Here is a 14,034-nt window from a genome sequence, read left to right on the forward strand (position 1 = left end):
CCCAACTCACGACGTAGGACCGTTTATGACTGAAAACCCTTTCGAGTCGCCGGTTGCGACGACCGCCACGGTAGATGCCGATCAAGCATTGTCCGCTCCGGCCAAGCGTCCGCTGGGGATTTCGATCCTGGCGATCCTCAGCCTGCTTTCCGGGATCATCTATTTGCTGGAGGCGGGCTTCATGTTCTTTGTCGGTCCGATTCCTTTCGTTTCAGGTGCCGGCGTCCTGCTGGTTTCCTTGAGGCTTATTTGGGGGATCTTGGCCCTGGGGCTGCTCGGGATGGCGGCCGCGATTGGTTTGTGGCGGGGGACGAAGTGGGGATGGTGGCTGGCAGCAATCCGTTACGTGTATGGCGTCGCGAATAGCATGACGCTGCTAGTCTGGGTGTTTTCAACCACGTTCACACTTGGCGCAGTTGGTCACAATTCCGATGGGATCATCCTGCAAAACGGCCTCGGTTTGATTCTCAGCGTTATGTTTCTGTTGTATTTGCAACGAAAAAACGCGTTAACTTATTTCGGGCTCGATCAAGGATCCCATGTCGCAAGAGCATCAGGCCTTATTGCCTTCGGAGCGATCGTCTTGGCGGTACTCGGAGTTTTTCGCCTAGGTTAAGCGGGAACGAATGGAATTAATGAGTCCTGAGAGGCTCTGTAGAAAACTCAAGCCCACCAAAGAATCATAACATTGTGAGTCAGCACCATCAGGTGCAATTCTTTGTGGCGGCTTGAGTCCGTTTTGCCTCGGACGAAGTTGCCTCGCCAGCGTCGGCCAAGATACGATGCAACCGAACACGTTTCGCTGCCTGATCGATCAGCCCTTGAAATTCGTCCACATCCGGCCGCGGTCCGTTGCCAACGCAAATCGCGAGAATGAAGTGCTTGTCGACATCGCTCACCAGGCTGAGCTTGGGAAAACGTTGATACACAACGGTTTTCCACGGGCTATCCTTCGTTTTTCGCCGCCGTACGAAGTAGCCGCTCGCACATGTTGCTTCGAGCCTGGTCGAATCGATCGCCGCATCTGGTACTCGCTTACGTCGCCCCATCTGCGTCGCCACGGTCTCGTCCAATAGCGACTGAACCGCCTCGCACGCAAGCAACCGCTGGGCCGCTTATTGCAGCCTTTTATAGTGCGGAATGTAGTCGAGTTCGATCGCTTCGGCGAGCGACGAACCGTCGAGAAGCTGCTCGGTGATGCCGCCATCCGTGCTACATATCGGCCTCACCTGCCTTGGAAGCCATGCGATGTATCCAATAAGGTGCACTCAACAGACACTGCACTGTCACAAGAAAAGCTACTTGCGAAATAATAATACCAACAATTTCTTGGTGACCGTTATCCGAATCAACTCGCTGGGACAAGCAAATCCACAGAATCCCGGTCGCTGGCAATAGCATTAGAAGTATGGTTGTGTCCCTGGTCCCACGTGACAACCCATTAAATACGTAAGCACCGATACTGGTAATGCCAATGCCCCCAAAAAACAACACGCCCCCAAGTCCCCTTTGACTTGCCATGCCAAGGTCCGCGTCGATTCGCAGCTGGTTTGCAACAGCACCGCACGACACACACAGAGAGACAGCACACAATGCGGCATCATGTAAAGAAAATCGCGCGTCAGAATTAGATGATGTACGACATACACCTAACTTAGCTAGAAAGGCACATGTTGTAGCAAACAGCATCGCAATGCACGCCCCCTCAGATAGACTATATCCAAGCATGCGTTCGCTGCCTTTTGGTGCGTTGCTCCAAATGCTATAAGCAGTCATGGTCATGATCAGATACAGTATTATTGTCATCCTTGACCGTGTTGCAGCCATTCCCAAGATGCAGGCCTGAGAAAACAACAGGAGATCGCAGAAGGGGGCATCCGCAAGCACCCATACCAGTATGGCGACATGGATAATCGCCGTAATGGAGGAGTAGAACGGAACTTCGCATGTGCTATCGGTGCTCATTTCCGCCGACTCTCACGGCTGTTTCGCGACAAAGGGCAAGAAGAGGTGTCCGCACTCATTGTTCGCTTAAAAGCTTGCTTTCTTGGATCGACCGCGTGGTTCGTCTCGAATTGTGCCTTCCTCGGACTTTCGTTTGGTCGGAGGTTTGAGTCCAGAATCACGCGGCGGGCTGTTGGGAACGGGAAAGAGTTCGGACACCATTTCTTCTGGTTTTTCGCGTGAACAGGACGAGGGGGAAATGAGTCCCGATGCCCGTTCTTTTTCTAAGGTGGACGTCGTCTAGTCTCCTTCGTCTACGAGCGGTGGATCGGAGTACCGGCTACGAGTAGGCTGTGTTCTGCTTTCTATTTTATCAATCATTTGTTCGATGTTGCGAACGAGGCTTTGATCATCCCGACTTTTTGCAAAGCTTAGAAATGCTTTGAGTAAGTCGAGACGCATTGAAGCAGGATAACCTGGAATCTGATTTGCGATGACGATAGCCTGACTGTATGTATTCGAAACATTCGTGTAATCGCCGAGCCCAACCTTGGCGGTCGCGTACTCGCGGCAAATAAGCACTGAAAATCGAGCTTCAAGTCCAGCCTTGGGATGTGTTCCGTCAAGTACGGATTGAGTAATTGTCAGTGCATCTTTAAATTGCTCTGCCTTGTTCAATTCTTTGGCAAGCAGGGCAACTAATTGGAGGTACTCATCGGTATCCGTGGATTGGCGGCGTTTGTGAGCTTCGATTGTCTGAATGCCATATTTAAATGCATTCGGATAGTCTTTTGTTGACAAATAGCTAACAAACAAGCCGTGGGTGGTTTGGCAGAAAAGAACTCCATCTGTCATTCGCAAGGATTTCAACTCGTCGTGTGTTTTCTGAAGAAGGGCTATTCCGGATGCGAGATCTTTTCCCGTGTCGAATATCGCATTGGCCATTATGGTTTGAATTGCCAATGAGTGATAAGACTTATTTCCATATAGCACATATGACATATCCAAAGCGGTCTTGTGGTGTGCGATCGCCCTGGTCAGGTCGCCATGCAGTTGGTACTGAATTGCCGTTGATTCCTCGTGTTGCTGTTCCTTAGCCTGCGCATACGCTTCGTCGGAAGAATTAAGCACTCTGTCCAACTCGTCAAACGCGAGGGTAACTTCCCGCGCCGAGTAGACATAACCATGTCCATCATTCTCTTCTATCGACTTCTTGAGTTCTGCAAGCAGCTTGCGTTGCTCTTGGAGGTTCGTCAGTAATATTGCCTTGCCATACCTCTTTGCCAGATCCTCTTGTTTTTCCCGCGGGTTTGCGTGCTGTGGCGACTGGGCTGAAACCTGCTGAATATCGCAAGTAGCCGTAAGTAGGATGGTGGAAATGACGCAGACCAATAAGATGTGTTTCACTATCGCAATTCTCCGTACGAAGAAGTGTCAGCACAGGCTCTATAGAAAACTCGAGGATTTCCATGGCCCGCTCGCGGACTTTCAACCGTAACAGTTCTTAACGGATTAGGAAACGGTGCCATTCGGTTCGGACACCTTATATGCGTCCACCTTTTGTTTCGCCGGATCCTTTCGTTCATCGTTGGGTACGTCGATCGAATTGGTCGAGGACTTCTTGTCCGTATGCCGCAGCAAAGTCGCGTGGGGAGCGATTCGCGTTGTCACGAACATCCAGGCAGGCACCAAGCTCGAGTAGGAGGCGTGTCGTCTCGAACTGCATGTCCGATACCGTATCGCCCGCTTGCACAACGGCATCGATGTCAATGTCGACCGCGATATGCATTGCCGTTTGCCGAAATTCGTCTCTTGCCTCTACGTTTGCACCTGCAGCGACCAACGCGCGGATCGCGTCCATGTTCTGATGCTCACACGCGAGGTGAAGCCAGGGCCAGATCGCGTTGGGAACCACAGAGTTCACGTTACCTCCCGCAGCAATGAACTTGGGAAGTTCAGCGGCTCCTTGGCCGTTTGCGATCAAGTGGCTGAATTCATCTGGAGTCATACACGTCCAGGACGAATGTATGATGAGATCGTGGATGTAAAGAGCTGCAAAACTACGCTTCAATCTTCGTCCCCAGCACTTCCAAGAATGCTCGGATCCAGGCTGGGTGGGCGGGCCAGGCGGGGCCGGTGACTAGTTTGCCGTCGACGTGGGCGTTGTCGAAGGTGTCGCTTGGTGGGATGCTTTCGCCTCCGCCGATCACGACTTCCGGACCGCAGGCCGGGTAAGGACAAACGGTCTTACCTTTCAACACGCCGGCGGCAGCCAGGATTTGGGGGCCGTGACAGATGGCGGCGATCGGTTTGTCGGCCTCGGCGAAGTGCCGCACGATTTCCAATACCTTGTCGTTCAAACGCAGGTACTCGGGGGCGCGGCCGCCAGGGATCACCAAGGCGTCAAACGTGGTGGCGTCGATCTCGTCAAACGTGGCGTTCAGCTGAAAGTTATGACCTGGCTTCTCGCTGTATGTTTGGTGGCCTTCAAAGTCGTGAATCGCCGTCGCGACCTTGTCGCCCGCCTTCTTGTCAGGGCAGACAGCAGATACTTCGTGGCCGACCATCAACAGCATTTGAAAGGGAACCATCACTTCGTAATCTTCCACGAAGTCGCCGACGAGCATCAAAATCTTCTTGGCTGCCATGGGTGTCAATCTCCTGCGCGGGCGTTTGCTGTCTTACTTGGCGGTATTTTGCTGGATGAATGCAACGACGTCTCCGACAGATTGCATCTCCGAGAAATCATCGTAATCGATTCGAAAGCCGAAGTGTTTCTCGATCTCGCAGACTAACTCGATCATCTCGAATGAATCGGGAATCAAGTCTTCCGAGAGCGAGCTGTCCATGCGCACAACTTCGGGGCGAATCTGGCGAGCTTTCACGATCTTTGATCGCAACCACTCAAACACTTCCTGATCTTGCATAGCGCCCGGTCCTTTCTAGCGAAGGCGTAGGGCGCGATCTCGCCCTGAATTAAGCTCTGGTCGATTGCTGGCCAGATAGTCTGCAAAGCACGTACCCGCAGGCTAATCAATCGACCACCAAGCGGTTTTGAGGTGGTGGGCACGATTTTAGCACATGCTTGAAGTAGGTTTCGACCCTTCGTAACCGCTGATTTAAGTGGTTTGTGGGGCTCATAAGCGAAAGACAGACAAAAAAGGTAAGAGAAAACGATTAGATAGAGTGTTGTGTCTAGGTTGTCGCTGCCGATAAGCAAGGCGTAAGACCCAGTTTTGCTAGCACTTTGGTGCGACGGCGCCCAAGTGTGACGATTGTTCCATCCCCCGGAAGAGAACCGATGAGAGAGAGTACTCCCCTTTATCTCCTCGCTACCGGATCTCGAAGTGATATTGAAGGTGGACGATGGCAATTCGTGCTGCGGAAAGCGGACCGACAGTTCGAGATTGCTGAATCTGACTTCGAACCGAACCACTTCGGTGATCGTGTGGCACTTTTAGCCGTGGTGCGAGGCCTGGAAGCGATTCCAGAACCAAGCCGCGTGCTGCTTTTGACACCGTCCCGCTACATCTTGAATGGAGTCCGACACGGGCTTTGTGCCTGGGAGGATCAGGGCTTTGCGTTGGAGCGTCTCGGACGACGCGTAGCGGTTCGCAACCACGATTTATGGGCGCGGGTCGCCCAGGCACAGCAATTTCATCGCATCACGGCCAAGTACAGCGAGTCTGGTTTGGTGGATGCGGTGCGAAGCGAGCAGGGATTTGTTGCTCCTTCGATCGCAGATGACATTCGCTATGCCTTAAACGAAACCCAACGTGAAGTGGAATTGGCCGAGGCCGCGGGGCCCCTCGCAGCATGTGCCTAGGTGCAAGTTTTTGCCATTAATTCCAAGAAAATCTCCCCCACACAACATCGATATACAAGCCACGGCTTGGCAAGGAGTAGGACGTGCATACCATTGGTAGTTTGGGTAAAATAACCGACATTATTGACGGTTGTTCTGACAATCCGAGTCGCTTTCTGGGGCCACACCCAGTGGAAGCCTCGGGAATGAAGTCCGCGGCAGTTCGAGCCTACTTGCCCGGGAAAGAACAGGCCTGGTTGTTTCATCCAGGACACGGACAAAACACCCCGATGGAGAAGATCCATCCGGCTGGCTTGTTCGAGGCGACGTGTCCTATGGATGGGGTAACGGAAAAGGGCCAGTACCAACTTCGAATCGACTCTGGAAGCGGCCAGATGAAAACTATGCATGACCCCTACGCGTTTCCTTCGTTCTTCACCGGCTTTGACCTGCATCTGCTGGGTGAGGGAAAGCACTGGACTTCCTACGAGAAGATGGGTGCCCATCCCCGCACCGTGAATGGTGTCACCGGCATCAACTTCGCCGTTTGGGCCCCTAATGCTCGTTCGGTATCGGTCGTCGGCGATTTTAACGACTGGGATGCTCGTAGCCACCAGATGAACAAGGTTGGCTCGAGCGGTATCTGGGAACTGTTCATCCCGGATATGGCCGTCGGCGAAAAGTACAAGTATCGCGTTCGTCAGGCCGATCGTGCTGTCGACAAGTGCGATCCTTACGGCTTCGCTGCCGAAATGCCACCACGCACAGCCTCGGTTGTGGCGGACCTCAGTGTTCACCAGTGGCAAGACCAAGCGTGGATGGAGCGTCGTGCCAACGAAGATCAACTGTCCAAGCCGATGTCGGTTTACGAAGTCCACCTGGGCAGCTGGGCACGCAATGCCGAAGAAGAGCATGGCTGGTTCAACTACCGCCACCTGGCCCACGAGTTGGTCAAATATTGCAAGCAGCAGAACCACACCCACATCGAATTGATGCCGATTTCCGAGCATCCGTTCACCGGTAGCTGGGGCTATCAAACGGTGGGCTACTACGCCGCGACCAGCCGTTACGGAACTCCGGAAGATTTCATGTACTTCGTCGATTACTGCCATCAGAACGACTTGGCAGTGATCCTCGACTGGGTGCCAGCTCACTTCCCCAAAGACGACCACGGTCTTCGTCGCTTCGACGGTACCGCCTTGTACGAACACGAAGACCCACGTCGGGGCGAACACCCAGACTGGGGAACGCTGATCTTCAACTACGGTCGTAACGAAGTTCGCAACTTCCTGGTTTCCAACGCATTGTTCCTGTTCGACAAGTACCACATCGATGGTCTACGTGTCGACGCGGTCGCTTCGATGCTGTATCTCGACTACAGCCGCGAACATGATCAATGGATTCCGAACCAATACGGTGGTCGCGAAAATCTCGAGGCTATTTCGTTCCTCAAGGAATTCAACGAACAGTCGCACCTGCAACATCCGGGTGTCGTCACGATCGCGGAAGAATCGACCGCTTGGGGCGGCGTTTCGCGACCGACCTACGATGGTGGTCTCGGTTTCAGCCTGAAGTGGAACATGGGCTGGATGAACGACACACTGCGATACATGCGGAAAGATCCGATCTATCGCCAACATCACCATGGCGAGCTGACCTTCAGCCTGATCTACGCGTTCACCGAAAACTTCGTGCTTCCGCTTTCGCACGATGAAGTGGTGCACGGCAAGGGATCGCTCTTGGATCAGATGCCAGGCGACATGTGGCAGCGATTCGCCAACTTGCGATTGTTGTTCTCGTACATGTGGACGCACCCAGGTAAGAAGCTGTTGTTCATGGGTGGCGAAATCGCCCAGTGGAACGAATGGAACCTGGAAGCGGGTCTGCAGTGGGATCTCTTGGAATGGGAGTCGCACCAGGGGATGCAGAAACTGATCTCCGACCTCAATGCGATGCTGGTCCACGAACCTGCTTTGCATGAAGTCGACTTCACCGGCGACGGTTTCGAGTGGATCGACTGCAACGACTGGCAGAACAGCGTCATCACCTATGTCCGTAAGGGTAAGAACCCAGACGACTTCGTCCTGGTGGCTTGCAACTTCACGCCCAACGCTTGTGACAATTACCGCATGGGTGTGCCGACAGCCGGAAACTACCGCGAAGTCTTCAACTCGGACAACTCGCGTTACGCTGGCAGCGATGTCATCAATACCGACGAAATCGCTTCGCAGCAGGTTGCCTGGAATGGTCGCGAGAACTCGATCCAGTTCCGTCTGCCGCCCCTGGGTACGGTAGTCTTCCGTCCTCAGCGCTAAGCGCACGCGAAATCAAGAAACGAAAAAGGGCCGGCATGTTTGCCGGCCCTTTGCTTTTCGAAGCATCCACGATGACTACGATTCGGCGTCGAAGTTCATCGGATCAACCTTCCACTCGATGTGGGAAGGATCGAAGTAATCTTGCAGGATCACGCCGGTCACCATGTTCTCTTCCTGCGAAGAGTAGTTGAGCACGCTATCTGGCAGCGAGCCTTGGATCACCGCCAAGAGATTCTGGCGAAGCTCGGCATTGGTTTCGGTTTCCCCGGTGACAAAAGCGACGTAGTAAACCGTCTGCTTCAAGTTAGGGGCCACGGTCGAAGCATTCAGTGGTGTGCTGAACAACGCTTCCATCATCTCTTGCGAGATTTCCTCGGAAGGAACACCTGCGATGTCTCCCAAGGTCAAGCTTTGCTGACCAGGAAGCTGGCTGAAGTAGGTGATGTTATTGGCGACGATTGGCGGGGCAGCGTCGTGTGTCTTGGCAGCTTCGAGCAAACCTTCCTTCGACTTGACCAAACCGGCGACCTCTTCGGCTTCCGCCTTGGCCAGCTTCTGGGCTTCCAGTTGTTTCCAGGTCGAAACAACTTCAGGGCGGACGTCGTCCAGCGTAGGAACGAAGCCATCCTTCTGCTCGGTCTTCCAATAGATGTACTGCACTTCCGGTTCACCGCGCTGGAACATCATCTGGCTCTGTGGTGCTCCTGGGAACAGGCGAGACTGGAACAGCGGCGTTCCAAACTGGAATGCTTCCGCCACCATCGAACGATTCTCCTGTCGCAGGTAGCGAACCGGGTCAGGCACGATTTCCATGTGCATCGCTTCCCGAGCCAATTCGGTCTCGGAGGCCGAGATGATGTCCATCAGTGGCATCGCACCGAAGGTCAGGCCCAACTTGGTTGCCATGGTTTCCAACGCATTGGAATCGTATGGTGATTGGGTTGGGTCGGAATTCTCGTCCGACTTCGAGTAACGATAGCTTTCGTACTGCAATTGCAGTTCACTGCGAATTTCGGATAAGGCATCCGTCATTGCTTTCTGAGCGATTGGCTGAGCCAGCCGAGTTCGGATTTGATCTTGGACTTCGGCCAGTGGCTTGTATTCAACCGGGCCTTCTTCGGTTGGGGTGCCTTCGGCGGGACTTTCCGTCCCGGTCATCGGTGCGTTTGTTTGGGTTTCCGGAGCGTTGTCGTCCATCGGATCTTCGACGACAACCGCTTCTTCTTCCACAACTTCTTCGGCTGGCTGTTCTGGCATTGGGTCAGCACCTTCGTCTTGAAGGTAGCTCACCAGCTGGACACCACTTGGCGAAGCCTGGTTGAACGAGCTGTCCTCAGCTTTTGGTTCTTCGGAAGCAGATTCTTCCCCCGCGGCTTCGTCCGTTTTTGGTTCTTCGGTCATTGGCTCGTCGGCGGGCTGGGCTGGTTCTTCCTTGGCAGGCTCCTCGGTCGCCGGCTTTTCTTCCGCTGGCGTTTCTGTCTTGGGCTCTTCCATCGGTTCGGTCATCGGCTCAGGCTTCGCCTCTTCCATCGGCTTGTCCCCTTCCGCGGCAGGCTTTTCGCCTTCGGCTGGGGTTTCCGTGGTTTCCATCGGAGCCGCTTCCCCTTCGGTGGCCGGCTTTTCTGGTTCGGCGGAAGGAAGGGTGGGTTTACGGTACGAGTCTTTATTCTCTTCGTAGTAAGCAGCAACCTGTTCGTCGGTGATCTGCGACTTGGCAGCGTCTACGAAGTTGGCAATGTCACCCTTCACGTAGGCCAGGGCGATCTTGTCCAACTGGCGGAAACCAATTTGGTTGGCCATCGGGTTACGGGATTGGTGGCGATACTTCTCGAACAGTTCTTTGATTTGCGAGTCGCTGGGCTCGCCCACTTTGCTCGTGAAGTTGGTCGCTGCAATCGGGAACATCTCGACCGAGATGGTGCGGTTCATGTTGCGGTAAGCAACCCAGGCTGAACTTGGCGTAACCACGCGACCGTCACGAATGACCAGCGCTTGAATCTTCTGGGCTTTCAAAACGTCGCGGACCATTTCGAAGAAATAGTCGTAAGTGATCAGCGAGTTCTCGCCGGTCACGTAACCCAGCAGGGCGTTGTAGTCGTAATCGCTAAGGCGACCACCGGCCGTTTCGCTCAGGAATTCTCGGACCGCTTCGTCATCGATCACCAAACCCATGTCGTCCGCCTTCTTGGCCCACGCATGGAACCGGACGGCAACTTCAGCGGGCACGGGTTGATAAACCGGACCGCCTGGGCTTTGCTGGGTTGGAGGTTGAATCTGCAAACCAGGAATTGGCGGCATAGGGGGATTGGGCGAACCTTGCAGCTGAACACATTGCTGGATGGCCGCCGTCATGACCCGCGCCACGAGATTATATTTGTTTGATAACTCACGGACGTCGTCGACGCGAAGTTCTTCCTTGCCGACGGTGACGACGACTTCGCCCTTGTCGAGTTCGACCTGACGATTCGTGAAACCAAATTGCAGCACAGGCGGCAAGATGATGAAGGCGACCATCAGCAGGGCGCCAAAGACAACCATCAGGATTTTCTGATTATCACGAAAGACTTTAAACGGAGTGGCCATCGTCGCCTGTCGAATAATTGGAGCGGCCCAATGCGAAAAAAATGAGGCCGCCGATGGAGTGTTAAAATGTCCCGCCCCCTTGACATTCCGAATCAAGTCGCACTATTGATGCTTTGCGGGGATGCACAATTCGAACGATTGTAGGGGCTATCGTGGTTTGTACAATCCCAATCAGGCCCCGCAAACGTAGCAGAGGCTTTCCTTTAGGTCCGATTGCGGCAAAATTTGCGAAGGCGTGGGAGGCTTCATCAATTTTTTGACCCTCCGACTAAGTTTTGAAAAAAATGCCGCTGACTGCAACGATTTTTCAGTTGGTGGAAAGCTTACGGCCCTTCATTAAATTCGGGCTACCTAATAAGCGGATAAGAAAACTACGCATCGGCCACAAGTTACCACGATTACCTCAGGTAGCTCATGTGGTTCCCTCCTCCAGGTAGAAAGAGGCTCGACGACGATAGAGCGTCGCGGCCGCGCGGCACATCGGCGGATTGGCACCAGACAGCGAATTGGAATATTCATGGCGGAATCGAGCAGCAACAAGAAGTCACTAGTCATTGTCGAGTCTCCGGCCAAGGCGAAGACGATCTCGAAGTTTCTCGGCAAAGACTATTTAGTCGAGGCCTCCATTGGCCACGTGCGCGACTTGCCCCAAGGGGCCAAAGAGATCCCAGCAGAATATAAGGACCAAGATTGGGCCTATCTGGGTGTCAACGTCAACGAGAAGTTCGACCCGGTCTACATTATTCCGACCGACAAGAAGCAACAGGTCACCAAACTCAAAAAGCTGCTCAAGGAGTCGGACGAACTTTACCTCGCGACGGACGAAGACCGCGAGGGGGAAGCGATCAGTTGGCACCTGCAAGAAATCTTAAAGCCGAAAGTCCCGGTCCATCGCCTGGTGTTCCACGAAATCACCGAAGACGCGATCAAAGGGGCCCTCGAAAATCCCCGCACCATCGACGACGGATTGGTCCGCGCTCAGGAAACCCGCCGTATCCTCGATCGGCTGTACGGTTACGAGGTCTCCCCGCTTCTGTGGCGAAAGATTAAGCCGAAACTGTCCGCCGGCCGCGTGCAGAGCGTGGCGGTTCGCTTGATCGTACAGCGCGAACGGGAACGAATGGCGTTCCACTCCGCTACGTACTGGGACTTGGTCGCTTCCTTTGAAGCCGATGGCCAGGTGTTTCAGGCCACCTTGGTTGAAGCGGACGGTAAGCGAGTTCCTTCCAGCCGCGACTTCGATGCGTCGACTGGTAAGGTCAATAAAGACAACCTCTTACTGCTGGACGAAGCGGGCGCTGGCGAACTGCTCGAGCGAATTCGGAACGCTGATTTCTCGGTCGGTAATCTCGAGAACAAGCCGTACACCACCAAGCCGGCTGCCCCGTTCACGACCAGTACCCTCCAGCAGGAAGCCAACCGTAAGCTCGGTTTCACCGCTCGGCGGACCATGCAGGTGGCCCAATACCTATATGAAAACGGGTACATCACTTACATGCGTACCGACTCGACCAACCTATCGCAAGTGGCGATCGACGCCTCGCGTAAGCTGGTCGAAAGCGAATACGGCAAAGAATTCTTGCCTGAAAAGCCCCGCACGTACGCTTCCAAGGTGAAAAACGCCCAGGAGGCTCACGAAGCGATTCGACCTGCCGGAAACGAGTTCCGTAAGCCGGAATCGCTGAAGAATGAAATGAACGCCGAGCAGTTCAAGCTGTTCGATCTGATCTGGAAGCGAACGATTGCCTGCCAGATGGAAGATGCTCGCGGCCATCGTATCTCGATCAACATCAACGGGGGCAACGCCGTCTTCTACGTCAGTGGTAAGACGATCGATTTCCCAGGCTTCTTACGAGCTTACGTCGAAGGTTCCGACGATCCCCAGGCGGAACTGGCCGACCGCGAAACACTGTTACCAACCGTTTCGATTGGACAAGCGGTCGACGCCAAAGACTTCGACCCCAAGAGCCACACCACCCAACCGCCAGCTCGATTCAGCGAAGCATCGCTTACCCGCACGCTGGAAGAAATGGGGATTGGTCGTCCGAGTACTTACGCCTCGATTATCGATACGATCTTGGCGCGTAAGTACGTCTTCAAGAAGGGGAACGCCCTCGTTCCCACGTGGACTTCGTTCGCCGTGGTTGGGTTGTTGGAAGCTCACCTGGCGAAACTGATCGACTTCGACTTCACTGCCAAAATGGAAGACGATCTCGATAGTATCAGCCGTGGTGAAGCCGACGCCGCCGATTACCTGAGCAAATTCTACTTCGGTGTCGATAATCACGGCCTGAAGCAAGTCATTGAAGAGCGGATCAAAGACGTTGATGCCCGTACCGTCAACTCGATCCCGCTTGGTGCTCCGGAAGAAGGGGAGCACAAGGAAGAAGTCTTTGTACGTGTCGGCCGCTATGGGCCATATGTCGAACAAGGCGAGCGTCGTGGTTCGATCCAAGACGAACTCCCGCCCGATGAAATCGACTTGGCCAAGGCACTCGAAATCCTCGAGCAGTCCGAGAAAGGGGAAGAGCCGATGGGAACCCACCCCGAAACGGGCAAACCGATCTATCTGAAGAATGGTCGCTTCGGACCATACGTGCAGATGGGCTCGACCGATGACGAAGAGAAGCCAAAGAATGCTTCGCTACTGAAAGGGATGAGCGTCGGTGACGTGAATCTGGAAACTGCGATTAAGCTCCTTTCTTTGCCACGCGAAGTTGGCTTGCATCCAACCGATCAAAAGCCGATCGTCGCCTACAACGGACGTTACGGACCGTATATCAAGTGGAACGACGAAACCCGTTCGTTGCCGGCAGACATCTCGCCAATTGATGTCGATCTGAATAAGTCGGTCGAGCTCTTGGCTCAGCCGAAAGCTGGCGGTCGTCGCGGCGCTCCGAAGGAACCGCTCAAGACCCTCGACAAGTCGCCGGTCACCGAAGAAGTCATCAAGATCATGGACGGACGGTATGGTCCGTATGTCACCGATGGCGAAACGAACGCTTCCTTACCCAAGGGGGCTTCCCCCGACGAAGTGACGATGGAAGTCGCGCTGCAGCTCCTCGCGGAACGAGCGGCCAAGGGTGGTACCAAAAAGAAGAAGGCCAAGAAGAAGACCACCAAAAAAGCAGCCCCCAAGAAGGCAGCGAAAAAGACGACCAAAAAGAAAACCACGAAGAAAGCGGCGACCAAAAAGACCGCGAAAAAGTCGACCAAAAAGGCCGCTACCAAGAAGACGGCCAAAAAGAAGTCGACCGAGTCGGCACCCGATACCGACAGTGCGGACAACATGGAAGCACCGTTCTAGGCTAACGGCTTCCTCGGATGCCCTCGCCCCTTGAGGAGAGGGTAAGGGGAACGCTTAGCTAAGCAACGTGGCAGTAAGTG

General features: G+C 54.1%; 10 protein-coding genes. 4 read left to right on the plus strand and 6 right to left on the minus strand.

Translation table 11 applies throughout. The features are described from left to right. Nucleotides 1–25: 25 nt before the first annotated feature. On the plus strand, nt 26–616 hold the full coding sequence (locus C5Y83_RS24010; protein ID WP_105332337.1) for a hypothetical protein: 591 nt from the start codon (nt 26–28) through the stop codon (nt 614–616). 88 nt (nt 617–704) lie between these two features. Here C5Y83_RS24010 and C5Y83_RS24015 read toward each other — a convergent pair whose 3' ends face one another. From C5Y83_RS24015 to C5Y83_RS24040, 5 genes are all read right to left on the minus strand, one after another. Next, nucleotides 705–1,061, minus strand: a complete 357-nt coding sequence (locus tag C5Y83_RS24015; RefSeq protein ID WP_146117906.1) for a hypothetical protein — start codon at nt 1,059–1,061, stop codon at nt 705–707. Between the two features lie 1,183 nt (nt 1,062–2,244). Beyond that, nucleotides 2,245–3,351, minus strand: coding sequence for a hypothetical protein (locus C5Y83_RS24025; RefSeq protein WP_105332340.1), 1,107 nt, complete (start codon nt 3,349–3,351; stop codon nt 2,245–2,247). Nucleotides 3,352–3,526: 175 nt separating this feature from the next. Next, the gene (locus tag C5Y83_RS24030; RefSeq protein WP_105332341.1) at nt 3,527–3,952 is read right to left on the minus strand and encodes an ankyrin repeat domain-containing protein; all 426 of its coding nucleotides are present in this window, start codon (nt 3,950–3,952) and stop codon (nt 3,527–3,529) included. 52 nt (nt 3,953–4,004) lie between these two features. Then, complete coding sequence (locus C5Y83_RS24035) at nt 4,005–4,592, minus strand: DJ-1/PfpI family protein (RefSeq protein ID WP_105332342.1); 588 nt, start codon at nt 4,590–4,592, stop codon at nt 4,005–4,007. 33 nt (nt 4,593–4,625) lie between these two features. Beyond that, complete coding sequence (locus C5Y83_RS24040) at nt 4,626–4,871, minus strand: acyl carrier protein (RefSeq protein ID WP_105332343.1); 246 nt, start codon at nt 4,869–4,871, stop codon at nt 4,626–4,628. Between the two features lie 374 nt (nt 4,872–5,245). Here C5Y83_RS24040 and C5Y83_RS24045 point away from each other — a divergent pair, with 374 nt between their 5' ends. After that, nucleotides 5,246–5,770 (plus strand): hypothetical protein, encoded by a 525-nt coding sequence (locus C5Y83_RS24045; protein WP_105332344.1) that lies wholly within the window; start codon nt 5,246–5,248, stop codon nt 5,768–5,770. Nucleotides 5,771–5,853: 83 nt separating this feature from the next. After that, nucleotides 5,854–8,064: a 1,4-alpha-glucan branching protein GlgB gene (gene glgB / locus C5Y83_RS24050; RefSeq protein WP_105332345.1), complete on the plus strand. Its 2,211-nt coding sequence runs from the start codon at nt 5,854–5,856 to the stop codon at nt 8,062–8,064. 75 nt (nt 8,065–8,139) lie between these two features. Here the strand turns inward: glgB and C5Y83_RS24055 are convergent, their stop codons facing one another. Continuing rightward, nucleotides 8,140–10,647, minus strand: a complete 2,508-nt coding sequence (locus C5Y83_RS24055; protein ID WP_105332346.1) for a hypothetical protein — start codon at nt 10,645–10,647, stop codon at nt 8,140–8,142. Nucleotides 10,648–11,164: 517 nt separating this feature from the next. Between C5Y83_RS24055 and topA the strand changes: the two genes are divergently transcribed. Then, nucleotides 11,165–13,954, plus strand: coding sequence for a type I DNA topoisomerase (gene topA, locus C5Y83_RS24060; protein ID WP_105332347.1), 2,790 nt, complete (start codon nt 11,165–11,167; stop codon nt 13,952–13,954). Nucleotides 13,955–14,034: the final 80 nt, after the last annotated feature.

The sequence above is a fragment of the Blastopirellula marina genome (assembly GCF_002967765.1).
GTDB classification, from domain to species: Bacteria; Planctomycetota; Planctomycetia; order Pirellulales; family Pirellulaceae; genus Bremerella; species Bremerella marina_A.